The organism is Campylobacter sp. IFREMER_LSEM_CL2151, assembly GCF_025771725.1.
Classification (GTDB): Bacteria; Campylobacterota; Campylobacteria; order Campylobacterales; family Campylobacteraceae; genus Campylobacter_D; species Campylobacter_D lari_C.
The window spans coordinates 88,628-113,891 of the sequence record NZ_JAKMQT010000005.1; the positions used below are offsets into that span (position 1 = coordinate 88,628).

Here is a 25,264-nt window from a genome sequence, read left to right on the forward strand (position 1 = left end):
AATATTCACATGGATAAAGAAAAATTTATTATCAACGGCTTTGCTAATCCTATCAATGGAGATGATGGGGCAATCATCGATGGATATTGTTATTCTAAAGATTTATTTTGTGAAAACGTGCATTTTAAGCGCTCTTGGATGAGTTTAGAACAAATTGGAGCAAAGGCTATGCTTGTTAATATTTCTGATGCAATTGCTATGAATGCTACGCCAAAATATGCTCTTTTGGGGCTTTCTTTACCAAAATGTTTAGATATGAAACAGGTTAAAGCTTTGCAAAAAGGCTTGCTAGATAGTGCAAAAGAATTTGGAGTACAAATTATAGGCGGAGATACTATAGCAGATAATAAAATCAATATTAGTATAACTATTATTTCTAAAGTAAATAAAAAGGCTATTTTTAGAAAAGGTTTGAAAAAAGGAGATTTACTTGCTTTTAGTGGAAAATTAGGTGAGAGTTTAAAAGGTTTAAATATATTATTTCGCGGTGGAAAATTGCATTCTAAACATCGTTTTATAAAACCAAATTTAAGACAAAAATTTTTTTATGATATAGCAAAAAAAGTTAGAGTAAGTATGGATATTTCAGATGGTTTAAATAAGGATCTATCGAGAATGCTCTTTATAAATCAACTTGGTATAAAATTCCTTAAAAAATTAGATAAATTTAGCTTAAATAGTGCAGAAGAGTATGAAATTTTATTTGCTTTTGATAAAAAACACAAAGCATTTATACAAAATATGGCTAAAAAGCATAGAGTTAAACTAAATATTTTTGCAAAAACAACAACAGGAAGGTATAAATTTTATGGAAGAGAACATCATTTTTAAGCCCTTATATACTTTAAAACACAGCCCGATAAATGTGTATTTTTCAAAAAATAGCAATGATTTTGTAGTAAGAGAAAAGCCTTTGTATGAATTTAGTGGAAAAGGTGAACATTTAATTTTACATATACAAAAAAAAGATCTTAGCACTAGTGAAGCTTTGAGAATTTTAAGCGAGCAAAGTGGTGTTAAAATGAAAGATTTTGGTTATAGTGGTTTAAAAGATAAACAAGGCTTAACTTTTCAATATATTTCTATGCCTAAAAAATTTGAAGAGGGTTTAAAAAATTTTAAACATGATAAGATGAAAATTTTAGAAACTTTTTACCATGATAATAAACTTAGAATAGGGCATCTAAAAGGAAATTTATTTTTTATAAGATTAAAAAAAGTTTCTAAAGTAGATGCTTTAAAAATAGAACAAGCTTTTAAAAATATCCAAGAACAAGGTTTTGCTAATTATTTTGGATATCAGCGTTTTGGCAAATTTCAAGATAATTTTTCACAAGGACTAGAAATTTTAAAAGGCAAAAAAATCAAAAATAAAAAAATGCAAGAATTTTTGATTTCTGCTTTTCAAAGTGAGCTTTTTAATAGATATTTGAGTAAAAGGGTAGAATTATCACATTTTATTAATGACTTTAGTGAAAAAGAAATAAAGCAAATTTATAGTTTAGAAAAAGAAGAAATCAAAAGTTTAAAAAATCAAAAGCAGTTTTTTAAACTTTTAAAGGGTGAAGTTTTAGGACATTATCCTTTTGGTAAATGTTTTATATGTGAAGATTTACCAAGTGAAGTAGAAAGATTTAATCAAAAAGATATTAGTGCCATGGGTCTTTTAATAGGCTCTAAAGCTTATGAGGCAAATGAAGGTTTAGCTAAAAAATTAGAAGATGAGATTTTTTCTTTTGCATATGAGTTTAAAGATAAAATGCAAGGCTCAAGACGCTTTATGTGGTCTTATTTGCAAGATTGCAAAAGTTATTATGATGAAGAAAAAGCTCATTTTACTTTGGAGTTTTTCTTGCAAAAAGGCTCGTATGCCACGGTGATTTTAGAAGAAATTTTACATACAGATATTTTTGAACAAACCCATAATATGTAATTAAAAATTGATATTGAGTATCAGTTAAAATTTATCTTTTATAAATTATAATAACAATTATCATTTTTATAAAAAGGAAAGCTCAATGTCAGTTTTGGTTATCGGAGCGGATGAAATAACTCCAATTAAGGCAGTTTTGACAAATCTAGGTGCAAAAAGCATAGAGCATTGGGATGCTAGAAATGAAAATAGGGTAAATAGAAAACCCATTCCACAAAATACCGAATGTATAGTTATGCTTACTAGTTTTTTAAACCATAATACCATGAAAAAAATCAAAACAGAGGCAAAAAAACGCAATATACCTTTAGTTTGCGCTAAACGCAGTGTAAGTTGTGTGTATTGTGAATATTGTAAGGTTTTTGGCCTTGATCAAACCTATGAGTGCGCAAAGAAGGCTTAATATGTTTGGATTTAATGAAAAAGAGGATTTTATACCTAAAATATTTAGAGATTTAGAGCAAAAAAGTATTAATCGCATTTTTTTAAATTTATACAATTCTTTGGTTGAAGATGAATTGAAAATACCTTATATTTATGCAAAAGAAGCTAGTTGTTTAAGAAATATTTTTGAGTTAAAAATTCAAAATATGAGCGCAGAAAGAGCTTTGAGATTTAATAAAGTGAGGCAATTTTGTCCATATTCTCATAAAATTATCAAGGCATATAAAGAAGGAAAATTAAACAAATTAAAGCTTGAAGCAAAGAAACCAAAATATGCTTTAGCTAAATTAATACAAAATGTGTTTTTATCATCTAGTTTTACTTTGCCTTTACAAGTAGCTTTTGAGGCTTTTGTGTATGATAAAATTTGCAAAAGCAATACCAAATCCAAAGTAACAATTTACAAAAACATTATTATTATCAATGAAAAAATGGCGGTTATGCCTTTATTTTATAAAGATAATGATAAAGATATAGAACTTGCTTTGCAATTTATAAAAGATAATTCTTTTGAAAGATTTTATATTGTGTATCCAAGAAATAAAAATTTCACTCAGCATAAAGAAATAAGACATTTTTTATGTGAAAATAACAAAACTTTGCTAAAATTAGTTCCCTATACTATTAATAATCAAATTTTAAGGAGATGTTAAATGTCAATAGCAGTAATTTATGGTAGCTCTATGGGTAATACTGAAAGTGCAGCAAATATGATCGCTCAAAAATTAGGAATTTCTGATGTATTAAATGTCGCAGATATTGATGCAGAGAAAATTAATTCTTATGATAAATTAATTTGCGGTACTTCTACTTGGGGAAGTGGTGATTTTCAAGATGATTGGGATGGTTTTGATTTTTCAGCTTTAAATCTTAGTGGTAAAACTGTTGCGGTTTTTGGTATGGGAGATAGTGAAAGCTATTCAGATACATATTGCAGTGCTATGGGAAAACTTGCTCAAGCTTTAAAAGCAGCAGGTGCAAATTTGGTAGGTGCTGTTTCTACAGGTGGTTATACTTTTGAAGCAAGTGAAGCCGTAGAAGGTGATAAATTTGTAGGACTTGCATTAGATAATGATAATCATGAGGATTTAACAGAAAGTAGAATTGATGCTTGGTTAGAGCAAATTAAACCTTCTTTTTCTTAAAAATTAGATGCCTAAAAGGCATCTTTATATTTAAAATTTTCTTTTTTTAGTTTCGCTTAGTATATCTTGTGCTAAAGAATCTACTTCATTTGCAATAGTATTAGTCTGCATAGCTGTTTGAGAGTTTTGTTGTGTGAGTTTTTCTATAGTAGCTACTGATTCATTAATTTGACTAATATCATCTGCTTCTTCTTTTATAGCTTCTCCCATATCGCTTATAGATTGGGCCAAGATATTAGTATTTGCTTCAATCTCACCCAAAGACTTTTGAGTTCTTTCTGCTAAGTTTCTAACTTCTTCAGCAACAACAGCAAAGCCACGTCCATGCTCGCCTGCACGTGCAGCTTCAATAGCAGCATTTAATGCAAGCAAGTTGATTTGCTCAGCTATATCTGAAATTACTGTGGTAACGCTTTTAATATCATTACTTTGTTTTACAACATCTTGCGCTTTAATAGAGATTTCACTCATGGCTGAGTTCATTTGCTCTAAAGCTCTTGCGCTTTCTTGTAGTGATGAGGTTTGATGAGTGGCATCATTAGTAAGCTCTTGCATACTTTGTTTGAGTGCTTCAGCTTTTTGATTTAATAACTCGCCTTGGTTAAGTGATTGTGAGAGCATGTTTTTGATTTCATTTCCAAGCGCATTGATTGCCTTTTCAACATCACCTTTTGGCGTATTGATAGCTGCTGTAAAATCTAAATGCTTGTAACTATCAAACACAGCTTGAATTTCATTTAAATCGCTACCGATTTTTGCTTGTAAGGTAGTAAGCATTTTATTTAAAACTTCTATAAGTTCTTGAATTTGAGGATTATTAGCATGAGAACTAATATGTAAATTAAGCTCACCTGTTTCTATTTTTCTAGCAACATTTACAGATTCTTCAATGGCTTTTGCGTCTTTGCTTAGAGCTTCTTTGATGATATTGATATTTTCGTTAATCTCATCTGCCATTTTCCCAAATTCATCCTGGGTTTTAAGTTTAATAGGATGAGAATGAGTGTCTTTGTGATTTAAATAATTAAAGAAATTATGCAATCCTGAAGAAATAATTGCAATTGGTTTAAGATTATATGAAATAATCATTCTAATGAAAATCAAAGTAATAAAAATAGCAATTAGAGAAATGATGATTTGTTCCATTAGTGTTTGCTCGGCTGCGTCGCTATAAAAATCATAATCAGCTATAGAGCAAATAGTATATTTTGGATTAATACTGCCATTGCAAATTAAAGCTTTAGTTCCTTCTTCTTTGGTTTGCATTTTAAAAATATCTTTAGAAAGAGCTTTATTTGCACCCTCAGGTGTTTTAAAATAGTTTGAAATGATATCTTTACTAATTTCAGTTGAAGTTAAGATTTTAGATGAATCAGTATGAAAAAGATAGGTTCCATCATCAGCTAAAACTGCTGCGTGTGAATAAGGTGTTTTGCCTATAGCTAAAACTTCTTCTGAGAATTTTTTCAAATCATAATCTGCAGCAACTACGCCTATAACCTTTCCATTTTCTATAATAGGGCTGGCATAAGAAATAGTTGGTTTTTTCATGCTAGATGATATATAAGGCTCTGTGACAATTAACTCTCTTTTTTCTTTAGCTTCTTGATACCATCCTCTAGCCCTAGGATCATATCCGCTTTCTGGGGTTTGATTGTTGCCATTTGATCTAAACATAGATCCATCTTCAAAACCTACATAGGTTAAATCAAAACCTAAAGAATCTCCTAAAGATTTTAATAAACTAGTATATTGTGCTGAATTTAGATTGTGTTTGTTTTCTTTGATATATTTTGTTAAAGAATCAATCACATTGCGTCTATCACTCGCATATAAATCAAATCTTTTACTTACATCAAAAGCAACTTTTTGCTGAAATTGAACTAGTAGGGTATGACTATTAGATTTAGATTTAACATAGTTAAAAAAACCTAAAACACATAGCAAAACTACGACAAAAATACAAACTAAGAAAGCTATTTTGTTGGAAAAATTACCTAGTAGGTATTTCTTAATGGAAGAGAGCATTTTTTCTCCTTAAAAAGCCAAATTTTGAGGCTTTATGGTTATGATAATTTATATGATTTTATTCAAAAAATATTTAAAAATTTATAAATATAGTTAATTTTTGTTAAAAAATATTATATTTTAAAGTATTTTTAAATAAAAAATTCTAATTTTTTAGAAAGTAAAATTTTATTGTCAGTATATTTTGCCCATTGTATATTTAAAGCAAAAATACAAGCTTGTGCAAGTTTTGCAAAGGGAAATTTTTCATAGTATATTTTTTCTTGCTCTTTGGTAGCTTTTTGAAAAAGAGCTTTAATTTGCACTCCTTTAATGAGATTGATGATGTTTGTATCTAGTGCTATATTAACTGCTACCTTGGGTGTTTTATAAGCAAGTTGAATGTGTTTGGTGTGTTCTTCACTAGCAAAAATTAAAGCTAAATTTTTATCATCAAAAGCATAATAACAACTTGCACAATATATTCCGCCATCATCATCAAGCATGCTTAAACTAAGAAGTTTTTGCGAGTGAATAAAATTTATAATTCTTTTATCCATTGTTGTTGGCTTTAAGTTTTAAGATTTTTTGATAACTTAAATGAGTCAAGAAAATCACATAAAATACTTGTAAAAATAAACCAAGTAAAGGTATGCTTGATAAAGCAAAAAAGATTAAAGTGATGATTTTAAAGTATAAGGGTGATGAGTTCTTATAAAAATCATCGAAATTGTTTTTGTCTAAGACATTGCTTAATACATCTAATAATAAAAGTTTGTGAAATAAATAATAAAATACTCCATAATAAATCACAATACTAACAAAAGGTATAATCAATAAGAAAGTAGCTACTACAAACAATACGCATGAGATGAGTATAAATTTGAATGTTTTAAGTAAAACCTCTAAAGAATTTACTTCTTTTTGTATGGAATAGTTGTAATATCTTTGATTGATTTTTTTCACAATAGAAGGAGTTAAAAAAGAAATTATTAGCATGGTAAAAAACACTGAGGCAAATACCACTATGAAAAATCCACCTATAGCGCTTAAAAATGCAAGTGAAAATTGCACTATAGAAAAGCTAAAAAACCAAGCCATAAAAGATCCGCTAACCACATCTTCTATATAAGAAAAGAATATATCATAACTATAATATACAAGCAAGGCAAAAAGGAATAAACTAATCAAAAATGGCAAGAGAGAAAATTTTAAAAAAGGCTTGCTAAGAAAATCTTGCAAGCTTAGGTATAGTATATTCATTTAATTTGATTGTAATTTTCTTGAAGCTTTTGATAAATTTCTTTATAATCTAGTGTTTCTTTTAAAATTTGATTTAAAACTTCATTATCTTCTGTGCCATTCCAAGTTTTTTTATAAGTACCTTCTTTGTAGCCATTTTCTTGTCTGAATTGATTTAATATATTTTTTCCAATATAGGTTTTATAAAGTTCAAAGAAATTTAAACCACATTTTCTAGCCAAAACAAAATACACGCTTAAAAGTTCACCTAAATCATAATCAAAACCACTACACTTATGGATAATAAGTTCAATATCATTTAAAATTCCATAGATATCTGCTTCATTTGGATTAGAAGTTTCTTTGCAAAAATCATCAAAAAAAGTTACAGAAGAAACTTCTTCTGCTATGAAGTTTTTATCATCGATTTGTTTTTCTTTGTATTCTTCTAAAATTAAACTCAAAATAAAATGCCATATATCTACTATTTCAATGCGTACATTATCCCAATTTGCAGGAGTATGTATGCTTTTCCAGTGTTTCCAAGCAAAAGAATCAATAAGCTCAGCACACTCCATATAAATACATCTTCTAAAACTGATTAATTTACCTTCTTTGGTATAACCATTTTCCCAACCTATACCATTGGTGTCATCATTTAATTTTTGCTGGAGTTCTAGCATGCTTTTTAAAATATCTTTTACTTCCATTTTGTTTCCTTTTTTAAGCATAAAATCCAAATTCTTTATTATCTTCTTCTTTTTCTTCTTTTTGCTTGTTATATTGCTCCCAAATTTCTTCTAATAATTTAGCACTATCTTGGAAAATTTGCTTTTTAATATCTTCAAGATCTGTTTTATTCATTTCTTTGTTTAAGCTTTTATCCATAGTATTTAATAATTCATGTAAAGTGGCTTTTTTGTGTTCTTCATTTTTTGGTTCAGGTAAGGCATTGCCGATTTTCATTGCAGTAGTGATAAGCTCTTTTGGTTTTAAAGTTCCTACTCTTGAGTTTTTCATAAATTCATCGATTTGAGGTTGTACTTTAGCTACCGCTTCTTTTATTTCTTCAATTTCTTCTTGTGAAAGTTTGGTTCCATTGTATGAGAATGAAAAACCAAATTGATTTCTAAGGCTTAAAGAAGCTGAGTTGCCATCTTTATCTAATTTTGCCTCTTTTTTATCATACATAGAAAAAGAAAGATGGTTACCATTTTTTGTTTTAATATCCATAGAAAAATTTTGAGAATTATAACTAGAAATTTGCATAACATTCCTTTCAAGTCAAGATAAAGCTATATCGTCAAAATAACTCAATCTTAAACAAATTTGCAAAGTTTTTATACTTTGCAAATTTCAAATATTAGGGAGATAAACATTTTAACATTAAGTCTTTAAATGCTCGTTAAATCCCAAAATAATTTTAATAATTTTTCATTTTTTGCACATATTAAAATTTGCTTTTTATTGTGCGTTTTTTTGCATGCTTTTAAAGCTTGTTTTAAATGTTCTTTTAAAGAAAAAATCAACCCAAAGGCAATGGCTTCTTTATCTAAGCCACCTAAAATATAAATCAAAGGCATACGCATAGATTTAGAAACATCAAGCTTTGCTTGTTCATTAATAGTGGTTTTAAAATCAAATTTGCTAGGATGTTTAAACTTATAAGCTAAAGCAAGATCTAAAAACTCATCTAAATGGTTTAATTTTTTTCCACTAATAAATGGATAGATAAAATAAAATAAATCTAAGATATTATTACTAATTTTGCTTTCATCATCATAATTTTCTTGTATAAAATCATAATATGTTTTAAATTGCTCTTGATAATTTTGCACTAAAGTCATAGCCATTTTGGTTTTTGCGAAATTATTTAAAAAAACTTTAGGATTAGCTTCAAAACTAAAATCTAAAAAATTAATCTTTGTATCATTTTGATAAAAAATCCCACTAATTTCACTTTCTAAATCTAGTAAGATATTATCTGAATCAAGCTCATTGTTAGAATTATTATGGACTATTTTATCATCTAATATAATAGAAAAATCATTATAAGCAAATTCATTACTCATAGGTTTTTCATAAAAACCAAAATCATCCCAAAAATTTTCTTCACTACAAGCAATACAGCCATGTCCTGCAGCTACTGGCCAAGAGGTTTTGGAGTTAAATTTAACCTTAGGGCAATTATTATAAGCATAAGGTCCTTTGCAACCTACTTTAAAAAGACAATAACCTTGTTTTATATTTTCATCATCAAAACTTTGAGCAAAATTTCCTGCTTCAAATTTAGCTTTTCTTTCACATAAATCATGCAAGCATTTTCCATAAAAGGCTAAAGGCCTATTTTGCTCATCTAAAGCCATGTCTTGTTCAAATAATATATAAAAGCAAAGCGCTGCGATGATATTTACATCACTTGGAGGACAACCTGGTATATTGATTACTTTTTCTTCTAAGACTTTAGAAATTCCTATGCTTTTGGTAGGATTTGGATGTGCAGCTTGAATTCCTCCATAGCTTGAACAAGTCCCCATAGCAAAGATTGTTTTAGCATTTTTAGCACATTTTTGTAAAATTTCATACCCATTTTCACCATGTGCTCCTATAGTTAGATAAAAAGGATCTATAGCACAAACCCCACCTTCAACAGCTAAAAGAAAATCTTTTTTTTCTAAAACTTCCTCTAAATGCGATTCTGCCTGGTGTCCGCTTGCACTCATAAAGGTTTCATGATATTCTAAAGAAATAAAATCAAAAATCAGATCTAAAAAGTCAGGCAATGAAGTTCTAAGTAAACTCTCGCTACACCCTGTGCATTCACTTAAATGAAGCCATATGAGACTAGGCGGGGTATGAAGTTGAAAATATCTATGTGCTAAAGGGCTAAAATCATTTGGTAAACCTAAAATTTTAATAATGGAATTTACAGCCTCTAATGAGATATTTTTTTCTTCTTTGTGTGAGTTTTCCAATAGAGCGATTTTACGCTCTAATATGCTTTTTAGTTCTTCATTGCTTAAAGACATTTTTTAACCTTTAGCTATTTGTATCATATTTAAAAAATCATTTGCATTTAATGCAGCTGAACCTATTAACACTCCATCACAATTTTTTAAAGCACAAATTTCTTTAATATTGTTTTGATTAACACTTCCACCATATAAAAGCTTAGCGTTAGTAAATTCTCTTAAAAAATTAAGTATGGTATTAATATCATTAAGATTAGCACTAACTCCTGTGCCTATAGAATAAATAGGCTCATATGCTATGATAAGTTTTTTATAAGATAAGTCAATATTTTCAATTTGTTTTTTTAAAAAGTCTAAGCTTTCGTTAGTATTCTTAGTTTCTAAACTTTCGCCTATGCAATAAATGATATTAAAATCAAGATTTTTTGCAAAATCAAATTTAGCCCTTAAAAAACTTTCATCTTCATTTAAAGCTCTTCTTTCAGAATGGCCTATTAAAACGCTTTTGATATTAAATTCTTCTAAGTGAATTTTACCTATTTCTCCGGTATATGCTCCATTTTCACAAGGGTAGAAATTCTGCGCGCCTTGTTGAAATGAAAAATTGTCTTTTAAGAAAGCTATGTTAGGAGGGAAGATGAAAATTTCATCTTCTTTGTTTAAGTTTTGGTTTAATTTTTGAGCGTAAAGTTCAAAGCTTGATCTTGTATGATTACACTTTAAATTTGCTGCAAAAATCATTCATTATCCTTTATAGTCAAAGGTTTTACACCAGGAAGTTCTTTTCCTTCTATAAGTTCTAATGATGCTCCACCACCGGTTGAAATGAAAGTCATCTCATCAGCATCACCTGCTCTTGCTACGACATCAGCAGTATCACCACCACCTATTACAGTTGTTGCATGAGATTCGCTAATATAATGACTCATTTTAATACTACCTTTTGAGAATTTATCGATTTCAAAAACCCCCATAGGTCCATTCCACCATATAGTTTGAGCATCAGAAAGTGCTTCTTTAAACAACCTTACACTAGCAGGACCTATATCAAGCCCCATCCAACCCGCAGGAATTTCTTGCACAGGAGTGTATTTCATCACCGCTTCTTGAGAGCAAGTTTGTGCTGCTGTAACATCCACAGGAAGATAAATTTTCACCCCTAGATTTTTACCTTTGAGCAAGATTTTATTCGCTTCTTCAATTAAATCTTCTTCTAAGAGAGAATTTCCTATATCATAACCTTGAGCTTTTAAGAAAGTAAAGGCCATACCTCCACCTATGATTAATTTATCTACTTTTGGAAGTAAGTTAGTCAAAGCTTGCAATTTCCCACTTACTTTAGAACCACCCACTACAGCTACAAAAGGACGCGCAGGGTGTTTGATAAGATTACTTGCAAATTCGATTTCTTTTTGGAGTAAAAATCCCGCACCTTTGTTTGCATTATCAAAGTATTTTGTAATAGCTTCAACGCTAGCATGGGCTCTATGGCAAACCCCAAAAGCATCATTAATATAAACATCAGCCATAGAAGCAAGTTCTTTAGCTAAGTTTTCATCATTCTTAGTTTCACCTTTTTCAAAGCGTAAATTTTCTAAAAGCAAAATTTCACTTGATTTTAATTCACTAGCTTTTTTCTTTGCATCTTCACCTATAACATCTTTAGCCATGATAACATCTTTAGCCATTAAGCGTGCAAGTCTTTTTGCAACCGGCTCTAAAGAATATTTTGAAGCTATTTCTTTTGGACGCCCTAAATGTGAAGCTAAAATAACAGCACAGCCATTATCTAAACAATATCTTATGGTAGGGATAGCTGAGCGAATACGACGATCATCGGTAATATTTAAAAATTCATCTTGAGGAACATTAAAATCACATCTTATAAATACTTTTTTCTTTGCAAGATCAATATCTTTAATCGATAAAATACTACTCATCTTAAGCCTTTGCCACAAATACTGCCATATCTACTAAACGAGAAGAATATCCCCATTCATTATCATACCAAGCAACCACTTTAACAAAATCATCACAAATTACTTGGGTTAAATCACTTGCTACAATCGCACCATAAGAGCAAGTTATAAAATCACTTGAAACTCTTTCTTCATCATCAACCAATAATATACCTTTTAAATTACTAGCAGCTGCTTTTCTAAAGGCTTCGTTGATTTCTTCTTTACTTACTTTTTTCTTTAAAGTTGCAGTTAAATCCACAGTTGATACATCAGCTACAGGTACACGCATGCTTTGACCGTGTAATTTTCCATCAAGCTCAGGCATAACAAGCTTCATAGCTTTTGCTGCACCAGTTGAAGTAGGGATGATATTTTGTGCAGCAGCGCGCGATCTTCTTTTATCTCTTGCTTTTGCATCAATAATGCTTTGTCCGTTTGTGTAAGCATGTATAGTTGTCATTAAACCTTTTTCTATGCCAAAATTATCTTGTAAAACTCTACAAATTGGACCCAAACAGTTAGTAGTACAACTTGCGTTTGAGATGATGTTTTCGCCTTTGTATTCGTGAGCATTTACCCCTAAAACATAAGTTGGAGTTTTATCTTTTGCAGGTGCACTCATGATAACTTTTTGCACCCCATGATCTAAAAATCCTTGACATTTTTCCATAGTTAAGTGCGCGCCAGTGCATTCTAAAACAATTTGTGCGCCATATTTTGCAAAGTCTAAATCCGCTACATTTCTGCTTTTTAAAACTTTTATTTTTTTATTATCAATTATTAAATCATCACCATCGTTTTCAACACTACCATCATATACCCCATGAACGGTGTCATATTTAAAAAGATATTTAGTAAGTTCTATATCAGTAGTATCATTAATCGCTACAAGATCGATATCATCATGCTTCATAATAATTCTTGCAACACATCTTCCAATGCGTCCAAAACCATTTATTGCAACTTTTACAGCCATTTTCATTTCCTTTTTATGATTAAGTAGGTAAAATTCTACTAAAAAAAGGTTAAATTTTAATGAAAATCGCACTTTTTGGTGGCAGTTTTGATCCACCCCATTTAGGGCATAATGCTATAGTCTTTAATGCACTAGCAAATTTAGAGCTTGATAAACTCATTATTATGCCTACTTTTATTAGCCCTTTTAAGCAAGAATTTACCGCAAATGAACAAAGACGCTTAAAATGGTGTGAGATGATTTGGGGAGGTTTAGAAAAAGTTGAAATTTGTGATTTTGAAATAAAAAAACAAAGACCCGTACCTAGTATAGAAAGTGTTGATTTTTTGTATAAGCAATATGAAATTTCTAAATTTTATCTTATTTTAGGAGCTGATCATTTACAAAGTCTTGAAAAATGGCATGAATTTGAAAGATTGCAAAATTTGGTAGAATTTGTTGTAGCTAAAAGAGATGGTATTTTTATACCAAAACATTTTAAAACCCTAGATACTAAAGTAGATATTTCTTCTTCTTTTATAAGAGAAACCTTGCAAACATCGCAAGTTTGTGAGCAAATCAAAGAAGAAGTTAAGCTTTATTATTCTAAATTTAAAAATATTTAACAAAAGGAAAATAATGCAAGAAAGAATTAATAATATAGTACAGATTTTAGATGATAAAAAAGCAGATTTAATAGAAACTTTTGATATGCAAGATAAAGATTATTTTGTTAAATTTGTAGTGATTGCTACTACTATGGGAGAAAGACATGCGCTTTCTTTGATTGATGATTTAAAAACCAATCTTAAAAGTAAGGGTGAAGAGTTTTTAAATATAGAAAGTAGCGAAGAATGGACTGTGCTTGATTTAGGTGATATTTTAATTCATTTAATGAGTGAAACTTATAGAGCAAAATATAATATAGAAGAATTTTTAAAAAGTCTAAATAAAGAAAATCAAAACTAGGATTAAGATTTGGATAATCTAATCACTGAGTTATCAGATTTAGCTAAAGAATATTTTGAAAATTCAGAATTTGAAAAATGTGATGAAGTCTTAAGTGAGCTTATAGCTTTTTGTAAAGGCGAAGTTACGCTTGCTCAAGATGGTAAAATGATTTTTATAGATGATGAGGATAAACATCGTTTGCTTTTAGAGGCTTACCATAATAGAGCGTTTTGTAGATTTAATTGTTTGAAATTTCAAGAAGCACTTAAAGATGCAACTATAGCTGTAGAATTTGATCCTAATAATGTATTTTTATTTAATCTTTTAGGTCTATGTAATTTTAAATTAGATTTATTACAAGAAGCACTTTTGGCTTTTAATAAAACTATAGCACTGGATAATACATATTATTTAGCATATTTTAATAGAGCTAGGGTTTATATACTTTTAGATGAGCACACAAAAGCTTTAAAAGATTTGCAAATTTGTATTGATTTAGCTCCCGAGTATTATATAGCTTATTATACTAGAGCTATTGCTTTGCTTAGTGTTGATCCAAAACAAGCTTTGATTGATTTTAAAAAGTCTCAAGATTTAGGCTTTGAATCCTCGCAGATTTTTTATTATCAAGGTGTAGCTTATGAGAATTTAGAAGATTATCAAAAAGCTATAGAATTTTTTACTAAGATGATTGAGCAAGATGAGAGTTTTGCTGATGCGTATTATAAAAGGGCTAATAATAAACGCAAGGTTGATGATTTAGAAGGAGCTTTGCAAGATTGCTTAAAATCTATTGAACTAGATAATGAAAATGCAATGGCGTACTTAATTTTGGGACATATTTATAAAGACTTAGAAAAGATAGAATTATCAATAGATGCCTTTAAAAAATCAATCGAATTAGATGAAAATTTACAATATCCATGTTTTGCATTGGCTAGAGTTTTGTATGATTTAAAAGATTATGAGCAAGCTTTGAAGTATTATGACAAAACAATTGAGCTTTATGAAGAATATGCCCAAGCATATATTAATAGAGGCAATACTAAAATCAATCTAAAAATGATTGAAGAGGCTATAGAGGATTTTGACTTAGCAGCTAAATATTATCAAGAAAGAGCAAGAAAGCATGATTTTACTCCATCAGAATTAGCAGAGCTTGAACACGCAGTTCCTTATGGTTTTTATCATTTGGGCAATAGCTTATATAAAATAGACAAATATGATGAAGCTTTGATAAGTTATGAAAAAGCCTTAAAATATCAAAAAGAATATCCTGATGTGTTTTTTAATAGGGCTTATTTAAAATCTGATCTTGAAAAATATGAGGAAGCTTTAGAAGATAGCGAATTAGCTGTTAAATATTATAAAAAGCAAAATAATACTCAAGATTATGTTAATTCTCTTTCTCAAAGAGCTTGGATTAAAAGCAAGCTTGAAAGATTTCAAGAAGCTATGGATGAATACAATGAGCTTATAAAAACATATAAAGATTATATTGATTTAAAAGATGTATTATTTGAAAGAGCATATTGTGCAAAAGAGCTTGAATCTTATGAAGAATTAATAGCTTATTGTAATGCAGCACATAAAGTGGATAAAAATAATTTTAAACTTTATTTTTGGCGAGGAATTGCTAAATATAATTTAAGCTTAGAAGAAGAAGCTATAGAAGATTTAGATAAGGCTTTAAAAATTGATAAAAATCATAATGGAGCAAAGTATTATAAGGGACTTTGTTATGAAGATCTTTATATGTTTGAAGCAGCGATAAAATGTTATGATAGTGTGATTTTAAGTAATGAAGAAGATGATGAATCATATTTTCATAGAGCAAAATGTAAAAGAAATCTTGAAAAATACAACGAAGCCTTAAAAGATATCAATGAATGCTTAAAAATAATTGATGATGCTGGGGAGTACTGGATAGAAAAAGCACAAATTTTAAGCTTTTTAGGAAAATATGATGAAAGCTTCAAAGCAGCAAAAAAAGCAAGTGAGCTTGAACCAAAATCACATGAATGTTATCATTTTATGGGTGCGGTTAAACTGTATTCGCAAGATTTTAAAGAAGCTATAAAATATCTTAATATGGCTTTAAATTTAGATGAAAGTCAAAATTGGACACATTATTATAAGGCAGAGTGTTTAAGAAATTTAGGTGATTTTCATGATGCATTGCAATGTTATGAAGATTGTTTAAAGATAGCAAATGAAAATACCGATGCTTTGGTGGGAAAAATTCAGTGTTTAGAAGAGCTAAAAGAATACGAGCAAGCTTTAGAGTGTGCTAAAGAATTATTAAAGCTTGATGAAGAAAATGAGTTTGCATTAAAAAATCAAAATATTTTAATGCAAAAATTAAAACAACAAAATAAAAAATGGTGGCAAATTTGGAATTAAATTAGAGTTTGTTGATGTATTCTTCAATCTCTTTTTTGATTTTGTCTTTTTTGTCTTTTAAAGCTTGTTTTTTATTTTTATATTCTGTTTTGCTCATATAATCTTTTTGTTTTTTTAATTCTTTTAACTCTTGTTCGATTTTTTTTATCTCTTGCTCTTTAAGTTTTTTAGCCTCTAATTTTTTATCATAAAAAAGAGGATCTTTTGCACAATCAGCCTGAACTTCTTTTAAAGCTAATTCTAAACTTGAAGCTTTTTCTTGATGATTATAATTTTTAGCATAAGCTATTTCTTTTTGAATTTGCTCTATTTTAACCTCACATTGTGTGGAAAATGCAAATGAGCAAAGTGTAAGTAAAAACAACAGCTGTTTCATAGTTTAAACCTTTCTTTTTTGATATTTTAGTTTGCTATATTAAATAATTTATTTGCTGTTTTTAATGAAAATATGAGTTTTGAAAAAAGTTATTTGACCTTTTATATTAATGTCAAACTCCAAAGGGATAAAAATCAAAGATGAGTTATTGTTAAGTTTGTAGCTTAATTGCGAATTTTCCTGGTAGTTTTTTAATATTTTGTCAAAATTTTCAAGCTTTAAAAGTTCTTTTTCTTGAAGTAAAAAATACAAGGTATTATCATCAATTTTCATAAAATATTTAAAGTCACTTGAATCAGCAATAAAATCAAATAATACTTCATCATAATTTTCTTTTAATTTGGAGTATTTTGGATGAAATTTTTTGGACATATTGTGAAATTCTATCTTTTGTGGTTTTAAATGAGTTAAATTATAAGTTTTTAAAAAATCATCAAAACTATAATTGTTGTTATAATTTTTATTAAGATTGTGCAAAGTGTTTTTGATACTTTTAATTTGATTATAATATTGTCTGCTTTGAATATAGTCAAGATTTAAAGAATGTATAGAGTTTTCTAATTTTTGCAATTGATATTTTTGTGAAGAAAAGCTTATGTAATTTGCAAAAAATCCTAAAAATAGTGCCATAAGTGCAAGTAGATAAAAAGAAAATTTTAATGCTATTTTTTGTTTAAACACGCTTAGATAATTTGCTATCAATAGCCATAAATTTAAAGCTAATACTGCTAAGCGTTCTGGCGTAAAGCCATATTGTGCAATTCTAATTATAATAGCATAAAATACGAAAATATTTAGTGATAGCACCACAATAAAAAAGGCATAGAGTAATGTTTTTTTGATTTTATAAAACGATAAATTTATCCACAGATTAATTAATAAAAAATTACCAAACCAAAGGCACAAATGAACTATGCTAAGATTTTCTAAAAGACTAAATAACGCCCCTAAACCATAAGCAAAAAGCATAATAATATATAAAACACTAAAAGTATTTAGTATGAATATAAAAATTTTATGAAAATTATATGAGGTAAAATTACCAAGTAAAAATAAAGAAAAAATTCCAGCACTAAAAAGCCATAATGATAAAACACAAGAATCTAACATGCTTGAAGAAATATCAAATAAAAAATCAAATGAACCATAAAATATAGCCAAAAATATACCAAAAATGAACCAAAAGCTTATACTAAAAGAAATGGCAGCTAAAAAATGATGAAAATAATTAAAATCATATAATTTTCTTGCACATACTAAAGCTATAAGAGCTGTTGTTAAGGAAATATACAAAGAATTATTAGTAAAAAATATTAAATAATTTTCTATACCATCTTTAAAAATAAAATTTAAAAATATATAAAAAATTAGCCCAAAAAATCCAACCCATAAATTTTTCAAACTTTTATAATTTTGTATTAAATTGCTTTTTTGATTCAGTGAATGTTTCACAAAAAATTATAAATAGGGTTAAAAGTAAAAAAATACTAGTTTGGTATGAATCATAAAAAAATGCTATAAAAAACCAAAAACATAAATAAAAAATAACTCCAAGTGGATGATTCAATAAAGCTAGATAGCTAGAATTAATAAATTTTTTAAACATGAATATTTTTTATTTTGTTAAGTAAAATTGATATAAATCCTTCAAAGTCAGGTAAATTTAAATCCTTAATTTCTCTTTGCTGTTTTCCCCACATGCATTCAGGAAAAAACCCATCTTCTTTAAAACGTGCCATAACATGAAAATGCACTCTTGGTACATAGTTTGCAAAGGAAGCTATATTGATTTTTTCTGGGTTATAGTATTCTCTAAGGCTTAATTCACAAGCTAAAACATATTGAAAAAGCATATTTTGCAAAAAGGCTGGGCAATCACTTAATTCTCTGTAATTTTCTTTAGTAAAAATTTTCACCCAAGGAATTTGAGAATTTTCTTTTTCTATAAATAAATAATCATTTTCATAAATCATACTAACCCTTAAGAAAAGACTAGGATTATTCCTAGTCTTTTGATTATTTTTTTGGTCCTATCATTTTTGTAGGATCTACAAATTTAGCAAAGTCTTCTTCACTTACCAAGCCAAGCTCCATAGCACTTTCTTTTAAAGAAATACCTTTTTTATGAGCATTTTTTGCTACTTTAGCTGCATTTTCATAGCCAATGTGTGGGTTTAATGCAGTCACTAGCATTAAGGAATTATGTAAATTATGATCTATTTTTTCTTTATTTGGTTCTATACCAACAGCACAGTGGATATTAAATGAATGCATAGCATCAGCTAATAAATCAAGACTTTGTAAAAAATTATAAATAATCACAGGTTTAAAAACATTAAGCTCGAAATTTCCTTGGCTTGCTGCAAAACCAATAGCTGCATCATTTCCCATAACTTGCACTGCAACCATAGTTAAAGCTTCGCATTGAGTAGGATTAACCTTACCTGGCATGATAGAACTTCCTGGTTCGTTCTCAGGTATGTTTAACTCTCCAAGACCACATCTAGGGCCACTTGCTAACCATCTAATATCATTTGCTATTTTCATTAAATTTGCAGCTAAGCCTTTCATAGCTCCATGAGTAAAATTAATAGCATCATGGCTTGTTAGTGCATGGAATTTATTTGGACTTGAAACAAATTTAGTACCTAAAAGCTTGCTTAGTTCTTCACTTACTTTTTCGCTAAGTTCTGGATGTGCATTTAATCCTGTGCCAACAGCTGTCCCACCTATTGCAAGCTCTCTTAATGTAGGTAAAGAAGCGATGATTTGCTCTTTTGAGTGAAGTAACATAGAAAGATATCCACTAAATTCTTGAGCAAGGGTAAGTGGTGTAGCATCTTGAAGGTGAGTTCTTCCTATTTTAATAATCCCTTCAAATTCTTTTACTTTTTTTTCAAAAGTTGCAATAAGCTCATCTAAAGTAGGGATAAGTTTTTTTTCTACTTGCTCTACTGAAACTATACTCATAGCAGTTGGAAAAGTATCATTTGAGCTTTGGCTCATATTTACATGATCATTAGGATGAACAAGTTTTTCTTTTCTAAAATCTCCACCCATAATTTCAGTAGCACGATTTGCTATGACTTCATTCATATTCATATTGCTTTGTGTGCCCGAACCTGTCTGCCATATTGCTAGTGGGAAATTATCGTCAAATTTTCCTGCTACAATTTCATCGCAAGCTTGCACAATAGCATCTTTTTTAGCATCATCTAATTTGCCAAGTTTGTTATTTACTAAAGCCAAAGATTTTTTAAGATTTGCAAAAGCATAAATTAAAACTTTTGGCATTTTTTCGCAACCTATTTTAAAATTTTCAAAACTTCTTTCAGTTTGCGCACCCCAATATTTGTCATTAGGAACTTTAATCTCTCCCATAGTATCGTGTTCGATTCTATATTCCATGGCTTTTCCTTGTAATAAAATAAGATATGATATTTAAGCCAAATAAACCCTAAAGTTTGCTTATAATTTAAGAAGTATTTATAAAATTTTTGAAAAAAAGTGTAGTTTTTTCAAAACTACACAAAATATTTATTCTACGGTAACACTTTTTGCTAGATTTCTTGGCATATCCACATCATTGCCAAGTCTTATAGAAACTTCTAAAGCAAGAAGCTGTAAGATCACCATCATTTCAAAAAATTCACACATATAGTGTTCTTGTTTTGAAGTTCTTATAAAATCATCACTTAAATCAAAATCAAGCGGGGAAATAGCAAGCAAAGTAGAATCCCTTGCAGCTAATTCTTCTACATTTGATTTGGTTTTTTCATAAAGGCAATTTTGCGGCATTAGTGCAACAGTAAAAAGCTCACTATCTGCTAGAGCAATAGGTCCATGTTTCATTTCACCTGCTGGATAGCCTTCAGCATGTAAGTATGAAATTTCTTTTAATTTTAAAGCTCCTTCTAATGCTAGTGGATAAAATACATCTCTTCCTATAAAGAAAAAGCCGTGGCCATGTAGGTATCTTTTTGAAATTCTATGTACTTTTTCATGTAAGTTTTGTTCAACTTTAACTATACTTGGCAAGCTTCTTAAAGCTTTGATTTCTTTACTCATTTCCAAATTTGCTTTTTGTGCAAGATAGATTGCAAGCATCCATAAAGTTGCCACTTGAGTAGCAAAAGCTTTAGTTGAAGCCACACCTTTTTCAATGCCCGCTCTAGTAAGCAATGATATATCAGCCAAACGCACGATATTAGAATTATCCACATTACATATTGCTAAAGTTTTAACTCCTTGTGCTTTTGCTATTTTTAAAGCTTCAAGTGTATCAGCTGTTTCACCACTTTGTGAGATTACTATAAAAAGAGTATTTTTACCTATAATGGCTTCTCTGTATCTAAATTCACTTGCTACTTCAACTTTAGTTTTAATCTTTGCAAGTCTTTCAAGCAAATAAGCCCCACTTAATGCTGCATGATAGCTTGTACCACAAGCACAAAGTGTGATTTCATCTATGTTTTGTAAAAGCGTTTCATCTATATCTTCAAAAACAATTTGCTCACCTTGCAAGCGTCCCATTAAAACTTCACCTAAAACTCTACTTTGCTCATAAATTTCTTTTTCCATAAAAAATCTATAACCATCTTTTTGAGCATAACTTTTATCTTGACTTAAAGCCACAAAAATAGGTTGTATACAAGCTTGATCATGACAAATTTTGCATTCGTTTAAATTCACATATCCATAATCTCCATCTTCAAGATAAGCTACTTTATCTACTAAAGAAACTAAAGGCGCATCACTTGATGCAAAATAATATTCATTTTCATCGCCATTTTTTCCGATGATGAGTGGTACAGCATTTTTAGCAAAATAAATTGTATTAGGATCTTTTTTGCTCACAAGTAAGATTGCAAAAGCACCTTTTAGTTCAGCTATAGTCTTTTTAAAAGCTTCAAATGGTTCTAAATTACTTGCATAGTATTCAAACAAATGCACAATAACTTCAGTATCGGTTTGACTTAGAAAATTAATACCTTCTTGTGTGAGTTTTGTTTTTAATTCTTGGTAATTTTCTATGATTCCATTATGTATTACACAAGAGTATTGTCCTAAATGTGGATGAGCGTTTATTTCAGTTGGTTTTCCATGAGTTGCCCAACGCGTATGGCCTATAGCAAGCCCAAAGCCATCACTATTAAAATTAGCAGTTTTGTTAGCTAAATTTTCTAATTTTCCAACCGCTTTAAAAAAGTCTAATTCCCCATCTTTCATTACTGCTATACCAGCACTATCATAACCTCTATACTCAAGCTCTTTTAAGCCTTCTAATATGATTTTTTTCTTTTCTTTAGTTCCTATATAACCTACTATTCCACACATCTTTTACTCGCTTATTAGTGATTTAAGAATTTGATCTTTATGATCTTGCAAGCTTTCATTTTTATGCAAAATCAAAACATTTCGCGTTCTTTCTTTTATGGTTTGAATTTTTGCTGCGCTTAAGATAATATCATATCTTGCAAGCACATCCATCACATAAGCCATTAAACCTTTTTGATCTTTTGTGTTTAAGGTTATTTTGGCATAGCTTTTGGAATAATTCATGTCTAATTTTAATTCATCTTTTTTAATGTTTGGTTTTTTTGCCTTTTTTTGTACTTTTAAATGCAATTTAGAATTAAGTAAATTTTCTAAACTTTGTTTTTGAGTATCGCTTACTATATCTGAATATTCAAATTTCAAATAAACTTTTTCATCAAATAATTCAAAAAAACTCATAAAGACTAAATTTAAAGAACTTAAAGTATTGAGTATATTTTCAAGATTGTTTTTTCTATTCATTATAAGCTCTAGGGTAAAATTATCTTGATTATCAAGCCAAAAAGTAAAATTTTCTTTTTGTGCAATTTGTGCTATTTTAATGATTTTTTCAAAACTATTTTTTATAAAAAAGAGATTAGATTTAATATGAGCGATATTATCTTGAGTTTGCTCATCAAGATCTAAAAAAGCCTTACTTCTTTTTAGAGTTTGTTCTTTTTTTACTCTTCTTTGGCTCTCATCAATTAAATTCTCATCCTCAAAGCCTTCTAGCGCATTTTGAAACAATCTTTCTAAACTTTTATAATAAAAATGATTTTCTATACCTAAAGCTTTAGCATTGCAAAAAGATAAAAGATGTAAGGTTTTTAAGGTATTTATATCATTTAATTTGGAAATAAAATTTAAAACAATAGTAGAATTATAAATATCTTCTTTTTCTATAATGTCTTTAAAAGCGTTAAAATTTTTATACAATCTTAAGCCAAAATCTAAAAGTTCATTATCAACTTGGAATTTTCCTACATAAGCCCTGTAAATATTTGCTAAAGAAATTTCATTTTCTTCATGAATAGCACTTAAAAGTATGGTGAGTTTTATTATTAAAAGTGTATTTTCATCAAAGTCATAATCTTTTTCTTCAAAGCATTTTAAGCAAAGTAATGCTCTATCTAATGCGCTATAAACACCTTCTTCTTCGAGTAAAAATTTACTTTGAGTAAGAGGTTTGCAAAAATCTTTTAAAATATTAGCATCAGCAAGAAGTTTTAAAAGAGCAAAAGAATGTTTTCTTTCTAAAATTTTCTTGAATAATTCTAGATTTTCATCTTTATTTTCTGCTCTTTTTAATGCAAAAATGAGTTTGATATCAAAATTATAATCTTTATCATCTAATTTTAAAAGTTGATTTAATATCAAGCTTAGGTTTTCACTTTTATTAGAATAAGTAAAAAAGTTATCTTGTGTTTCATAAAGCTTACTATCTTTATAGTGTTTTTCTTGGATACACCTTGCTAAAAATTGCGTATAAATTCCACAAGTTTGCATGCATTGCATAGCTTTTTGAATAAGTATGGATTTAAGATCTAAATTTTTCTTTTCTTTTTTTTGCATTAAGTTAGCAAGTTCTTGTGAATTTTGTATTAAAAATAAATTAGTGTTTTTACCTTCTAAAAGATTCATTGCGCATTTGAGTGAAAATAAAAAATCACTCGCAAGCTTAAATTCACTTAATTCTTTTTCGTTGATAAAATTAAGCATATAATTTTTAGGAGAATCTTTAAATAATATACTTAAATTTTCTATATCAAGTTGCTCATCTAAACCACCAAAATTTTTATTAATGTCAAATTCTTGCTTGATTAAAGGTTGATGATATGGGTTAAATTCTTGCAAGATTTTCAAAGCAAATTCTTCTTTTAACTCATCTTGAGCTTGAGAAATTTTTTCTTTGATTTGTTTGAATAAAATTTTAGAACCGCAAATATAACGATATTGTAAAATATTTTGTTTTAGCTCGTTTTTGGCTATATTGTAAAGTCCATTTATTTCACAAATTTGATAATTGATATTTAAATTAATATCATTTAGTGAAGTAATAAATGCTTTCATTAAAGGCTTGATATTATAAGCTTTTATATCTTTATAAATAAGCAATAAATCAACATTTTCTTTTATACTTAAATTCATTTTAGCATATTGTTTAATAGCGATAATACAAAAAGGGAATTTATCATTATGCGGAAAATAATCATCGAAAAAATCATTCAAAACAAGCTCGTAAACATCTTCTATAAAACGATCAATTTCTTTAGAGTGGTAAAAACTAAACGAGCCTTGTTTTAAAAAAAGTCTGGAGCAATAAGCTTCATAATCTTTTAAAGAATTTTTTAATTTTTGAATTTTTTGCATATTCATTTTTGATAATAATCCCTTTATTTTGATTTTTAATATCATACCAAAAATACTTTGTATTAAATTTTAAGTAAGTAGAAACTATAATTGTAATTTAAATTTAAAAAATGGTAAGAATATGCAAACAATTATAGAAAAACTAGAAAAACAAGAAAGATTAAATGAAGAAGAAGCTAATAAGCTTTGGGGTTTAGAGCTTTTTACTTTAGGCAAATATGCACAAAGAATTCGAACTAATTTGCATGGTAAAAAGGTTTATTTTAATATTAATCGCCATATTAATCCTACAAATATATGTGCTGATACTTGTAAATTTTGTGCTTTTTCAGCACATAGGAAAAATCCTAATCCTTACACTATGTCGCACGAAGAGATAATGAAAATAGTCGATGAAACAGTTTTGAGAGATACCAAAGAAATTCATATCGTTTCAGCGCATAATAAAAACACTTCATGGCAATGGTATTTGGAAATTTTTAAAATGATTAAAGAAAAATATCCATTTTTACATATTAAAGCCTTAACTGCTGCTGAGATTGATTTTTTAAGTAGAGCTTTTAATATGAGCTATGAAGAAGTGATAGAAAAAATGCTTGAATATGGCGTTGATTCTATGCCAGGTGGCGGGGCTGAAATTTTTGATGAAGAAATTAGAAAAAAAATTTGTCATGGTAAAGTAAGTAGTGAAAATTGGTTGAAAATTCACAAACTTTGGCATGAAAAAGGCAGACAAAGTAATGCCACAATGCTTTTTGGGCATATAGAAAGTAGAGAAAATAGAATCAATCATATGATAAGATTGAGAAATCTTCAAGATCAAACAAGCGGGTTTAATGCTTTTATTCCTTTAGTTTGGCAACAAGATAATAGTTTTATTACAGGTAAAAAACCACTTGGCTCGGTAGAAATTTTAAAAACCTTAGCTATAGCAAGGATAGTGCTTGATAATATTAAAAATATCAAAGCATACTGGGCAACCATGGGTATAAATTTAGCTATGGTAGCTCAAGATTTTGGTGCAAATGATTTAGATGGTACTATAGAAAAAGAAAGTATACAAAGTGCAGGTGGGGCAAAAAGTTCAAATGGCTTGAGTTTAAAAACTTTTATAGAAATGATTCAAAGCTCAGGTTATATAGCGATAGAACGAGATAGTTTGTATAATGAATTAAAAACTTATTAA

Annotated in this window: 23 protein-coding genes and 2 pseudogenes; 9 read left to right on the forward strand and 16 right to left on the reverse strand. The window is 28.7% G+C overall.

All coding sequences use genetic code 11. The annotated features are described in order from the left end of the window. The first annotated feature begins 9 nt into the window (after window positions 1-9). From L8V82_RS05135 to fldA, 5 genes are all read left to right on the forward strand, one after another. Window positions 10-831, forward strand: a complete 822-nt coding sequence (locus L8V82_RS05135; RefSeq protein ID WP_263724232.1) for a thiamine-phosphate kinase — start codon at window positions 10-12, stop codon at window positions 829-831. Next, window positions 800-1,933, forward strand: a complete 1,134-nt coding sequence (gene truD / locus L8V82_RS05140; RefSeq protein ID WP_263724253.1) for a tRNA pseudouridine(13) synthase TruD — start codon at window positions 800-802, stop codon at window positions 1,931-1,933. The genes L8V82_RS05135 and truD overlap by 32 nt, the downstream gene beginning before the upstream one ends. An 85-nt stretch (window positions 1,934-2,018) precedes the next feature. Beyond that, a complete protein-coding gene (locus tag L8V82_RS05145; protein ID WP_012661148.1) occupies window positions 2,019-2,336 on the forward strand; it encodes a DUF2325 domain-containing protein in 318 nt (105 codons plus the stop codon). Window position 2,337: 1 nt separating this feature from the next. Then, window positions 2,338-3,030 (forward strand): hypothetical protein, encoded by a 693-nt coding sequence (locus L8V82_RS05150; protein WP_257928604.1) that lies wholly within the window; start codon window positions 2,338-2,340, stop codon window positions 3,028-3,030. Beyond that, window positions 3,031-3,522 (forward strand): flavodoxin FldA, encoded by a 492-nt coding sequence (gene fldA / locus L8V82_RS05155; RefSeq protein WP_263724233.1) that lies wholly within the window; start codon window positions 3,031-3,033, stop codon window positions 3,520-3,522. 30 nt (window positions 3,523-3,552) lie between these two features. Here the strand turns inward: fldA and L8V82_RS07790 are convergent. The 10 genes and pseudogenes from L8V82_RS07790 to gap all read right to left on the reverse strand — a co-directional run. Next, window positions 3,553-3,945, reverse strand: a pseudogene (locus L8V82_RS07790) (methyl-accepting chemotaxis protein); the annotation flags it as partial. A gap of 945 nt (window positions 3,946-4,890) precedes the next feature. Next, window positions 4,891-5,550, reverse strand: a pseudogene (locus L8V82_RS07795) (cache domain-containing protein); the annotation flags it as partial. Window positions 5,551-5,681: 131 nt separating this feature from the next. Continuing rightward, complete coding sequence (locus tag L8V82_RS05165; RefSeq protein ID WP_263724235.1) at window positions 5,682-6,089, reverse strand: hypothetical protein; 408 nt, start codon at window positions 6,087-6,089, stop codon at window positions 5,682-5,684. Next, window positions 6,082-6,792 carry an EI24 domain-containing protein gene (locus L8V82_RS05170; protein ID WP_263724236.1) on the reverse strand — a complete coding sequence of 237 codons (711 nt, stop codon included), beginning with the start codon at window positions 6,790-6,792 and terminating at the stop codon, window positions 6,082-6,084. Before L8V82_RS05170 ends, L8V82_RS05165 begins: the two co-directional genes overlap by 8 nt. Beyond that, window positions 6,789-7,481 carry a dUTP diphosphatase gene (locus L8V82_RS05175; protein WP_257928598.1) on the reverse strand — a complete coding sequence of 231 codons (693 nt, stop codon included), beginning with the start codon at window positions 7,479-7,481 and terminating at the stop codon, window positions 6,789-6,791. Before L8V82_RS05175 ends, L8V82_RS05170 begins: the two co-directional genes overlap by 4 nt. A 13-nt stretch (window positions 7,482-7,494) precedes the next feature. Then, entirely contained in the window at window positions 7,495-8,040 is a 546-nt protein-coding gene (locus L8V82_RS05180; RefSeq protein WP_257928597.1) for an ATP-binding protein, read from the reverse strand. A gap of 125 nt (window positions 8,041-8,165) precedes the next feature. Continuing rightward, complete coding sequence (locus L8V82_RS05185) at window positions 8,166-9,800, reverse strand: hydrogenase small subunit (RefSeq protein ID WP_263724237.1); 1,635 nt, start codon at window positions 9,798-9,800, stop codon at window positions 8,166-8,168. 3 nt (window positions 9,801-9,803) lie between these two features. Next, entirely contained in the window at window positions 9,804-10,484 is a 681-nt protein-coding gene (locus L8V82_RS05190) for a triose-phosphate isomerase (protein WP_263724238.1), read from the reverse strand. After that, complete coding sequence (locus L8V82_RS05195) at window positions 10,481-11,683, reverse strand: phosphoglycerate kinase (RefSeq protein ID WP_257396268.1); 1,203 nt, start codon at window positions 11,681-11,683, stop codon at window positions 10,481-10,483. The genes L8V82_RS05190 and L8V82_RS05195 overlap by 4 nt, the downstream gene beginning before the upstream one ends. 1 nt (window position 11,684) lies before the next feature. Further along, window positions 11,685-12,680 carry a type I glyceraldehyde-3-phosphate dehydrogenase gene (gene gap, locus L8V82_RS05200; RefSeq protein WP_263724239.1) on the reverse strand — a complete coding sequence of 332 codons (996 nt, stop codon included), beginning with the start codon at window positions 12,678-12,680 and terminating at the stop codon, window positions 11,685-11,687. 59 nt (window positions 12,681-12,739) lie between these two features. Between gap and nadD the strand changes: the two genes are divergently transcribed. The 3 genes from nadD to L8V82_RS05215 are packed head-to-tail and all read left to right on the forward strand — an operon-like array spanning window position 12,740 to window position 16,013. Then, on the forward strand, window positions 12,740-13,285 hold the full coding sequence (gene nadD / locus L8V82_RS05205; RefSeq protein ID WP_039628047.1) for a nicotinate (nicotinamide) nucleotide adenylyltransferase: 546 nt from the start codon (window positions 12,740-12,742) through the stop codon (window positions 13,283-13,285). Between the two features lie 13 nt (window positions 13,286-13,298). Continuing rightward, window positions 13,299-13,628 carry a ribosome silencing factor gene (gene rsfS / locus L8V82_RS05210; RefSeq protein WP_012661160.1) on the forward strand — a complete coding sequence of 110 codons (330 nt, stop codon included), beginning with the start codon at window positions 13,299-13,301 and terminating at the stop codon, window positions 13,626-13,628. 9 nt (window positions 13,629-13,637) lie between these two features. Next, window positions 13,638-16,013: a tetratricopeptide repeat protein gene (locus L8V82_RS05215; RefSeq protein ID WP_263724240.1), complete on the forward strand. Its 2,376-nt coding sequence runs from the start codon at window positions 13,638-13,640 to the stop codon at window positions 16,011-16,013. Window position 16,014: 1 nt separating this feature from the next. On the opposite strand, the gene L8V82_RS05220 is transcribed toward L8V82_RS05215, so the two are convergent. The 6 genes from L8V82_RS05220 to L8V82_RS05245 all read right to left on the reverse strand — a co-directional run bounded on the left by L8V82_RS05220 (window position 16,015) and on the right by L8V82_RS05245 (window position 24,084). Then, on the reverse strand, window positions 16,015-16,389 hold the full coding sequence (locus tag L8V82_RS05220) for a DUF1090 domain-containing protein (protein ID WP_263724241.1): 375 nt from the start codon (window positions 16,387-16,389) through the stop codon (window positions 16,015-16,017). Between the two features lie 48 nt (window positions 16,390-16,437). Further along, on the reverse strand, window positions 16,438-17,790 hold the full coding sequence (locus L8V82_RS05225; RefSeq protein WP_263724242.1) for a DUF4153 domain-containing protein: 1,353 nt from the start codon (window positions 17,788-17,790) through the stop codon (window positions 16,438-16,440). 197 nt (window positions 17,791-17,987) lie between these two features. Then, window positions 17,988-18,362 (reverse strand): HIT family protein, encoded by a 375-nt coding sequence (locus tag L8V82_RS05230; protein WP_263674815.1) that lies wholly within the window; start codon window positions 18,360-18,362, stop codon window positions 17,988-17,990. A gap of 43 nt (window positions 18,363-18,405) precedes the next feature. Further along, window positions 18,406-19,797, reverse strand: a complete 1,392-nt coding sequence (gene fumC / locus L8V82_RS05235; protein WP_263724243.1) for a class II fumarate hydratase — start codon at window positions 19,795-19,797, stop codon at window positions 18,406-18,408. 129 nt (window positions 19,798-19,926) lie between these two features. Beyond that, complete coding sequence (gene glmS / locus L8V82_RS05240; RefSeq protein WP_263724244.1) at window positions 19,927-21,726, reverse strand: glutamine--fructose-6-phosphate transaminase (isomerizing); 1,800 nt, start codon at window positions 21,724-21,726, stop codon at window positions 19,927-19,929. A gap of 3 nt (window positions 21,727-21,729) precedes the next feature. Continuing rightward, on the reverse strand, window positions 21,730-24,084 hold the full coding sequence (locus L8V82_RS05245) for a nucleotidyltransferase (protein ID WP_263724245.1): 2,355 nt from the start codon (window positions 24,082-24,084) through the stop codon (window positions 21,730-21,732). A 115-nt stretch (window positions 24,085-24,199) separates the two neighbouring features. Between L8V82_RS05245 and mqnE the strand changes: the two genes are divergently transcribed. Further along, on the forward strand, window positions 24,200-25,264 hold the full coding sequence (gene mqnE / locus L8V82_RS05250; protein WP_263724246.1) for an aminofutalosine synthase MqnE: 1,065 nt from the start codon (window positions 24,200-24,202) through the stop codon (window positions 25,262-25,264).

Bases quoted from the DNA above. Each gene is read 5' to 3' on its own strand.
- L8V82_RS05135 (WP_263724232.1), top strand. From the start codon at position 10: ATGGATAAAGAAAAATTTATTATCAACGGCTTTGCTAATCCTATCAAT.
- L8V82_RS05165 (WP_263724235.1), bottom strand. From the start codon at position 6,089: ATGGATAAAAGAATTATAAATTTTATTCACTCGCAAAAACTTCTTAGT.
- L8V82_RS05145 (WP_012661148.1), top strand. From the start codon at position 2,019: ATGTCAGTTTTGGTTATCGGAGCGGATGAAATAACTCCAATTAAGGCA.
- L8V82_RS05190 (WP_263724238.1), bottom strand. From the start codon at position 10,484: ATGATTTTTGCAGCAAATTTAAAGTGTAATCATACAAGATCAAGCTTT.
- L8V82_RS05185 (WP_263724237.1), bottom strand. From the start codon at position 9,800: ATGTCTTTAAGCAATGAAGAACTAAAAAGCATATTAGAGCGTAAAATC.
- rsfS (WP_012661160.1), top strand. From the start codon at position 13,299: ATGCAAGAAAGAATTAATAATATAGTACAGATTTTAGATGATAAAAAA.
- gap (WP_263724239.1), bottom strand. From the start codon at position 12,680: ATGGCTGTAAAAGTTGCAATAAATGGTTTTGGACGCATTGGAAGATGT.
- mqnE (WP_263724246.1), top strand. From the start codon at position 24,200: ATGCAAACAATTATAGAAAAACTAGAAAAACAAGAAAGATTAAATGAA.
- L8V82_RS05150 (WP_257928604.1), top strand. From the start codon at position 2,338: ATGTTTGGATTTAATGAAAAAGAGGATTTTATACCTAAAATATTTAGA.
- nadD (WP_039628047.1), top strand. From the start codon at position 12,740: ATGAAAATCGCACTTTTTGGTGGCAGTTTTGATCCACCCCATTTAGGG.
- L8V82_RS05195 (WP_257396268.1), bottom strand. From the start codon at position 11,683: ATGAGTAGTATTTTATCGATTAAAGATATTGATCTTGCAAAGAAAAAA.
- L8V82_RS05170 (WP_263724236.1), bottom strand. From the start codon at position 6,792: ATGAATATACTATACCTAAGCTTGCAAGATTTTCTTAGCAAGCCTTTT.
- L8V82_RS05245 (WP_263724245.1), bottom strand. From the start codon at position 24,084: ATGAATATGCAAAAAATTCAAAAATTAAAAAATTCTTTAAAAGATTAT.
- fldA (WP_263724233.1), top strand. From the start codon at position 3,031: ATGTCAATAGCAGTAATTTATGGTAGCTCTATGGGTAATACTGAAAGT.
- L8V82_RS05180 (WP_257928597.1), bottom strand. From the start codon at position 8,040: ATGCAAATTTCTAGTTATAATTCTCAAAATTTTTCTATGGATATTAAA.
- glmS (WP_263724244.1), bottom strand. From the start codon at position 21,726: ATGTGTGGAATAGTAGGTTATATAGGAACTAAAGAAAAGAAAAAAATC.
- L8V82_RS05175 (WP_257928598.1), bottom strand. From the start codon at position 7,481: ATGGAAGTAAAAGATATTTTAAAAAGCATGCTAGAACTCCAGCAAAAA.
- L8V82_RS05220 (WP_263724241.1), bottom strand. From the start codon at position 16,389: ATGAAACAGCTGTTGTTTTTACTTACACTTTGCTCATTTGCATTTTCC.
- L8V82_RS05230 (WP_263674815.1), bottom strand. From the start codon at position 18,362: ATGATTTATGAAAATGATTATTTATTTATAGAAAAAGAAAATTCTCAA.
- fumC (WP_263724243.1), bottom strand. From the start codon at position 19,797: ATGGAATATAGAATCGAACACGATACTATGGGAGAGATTAAAGTTCCT.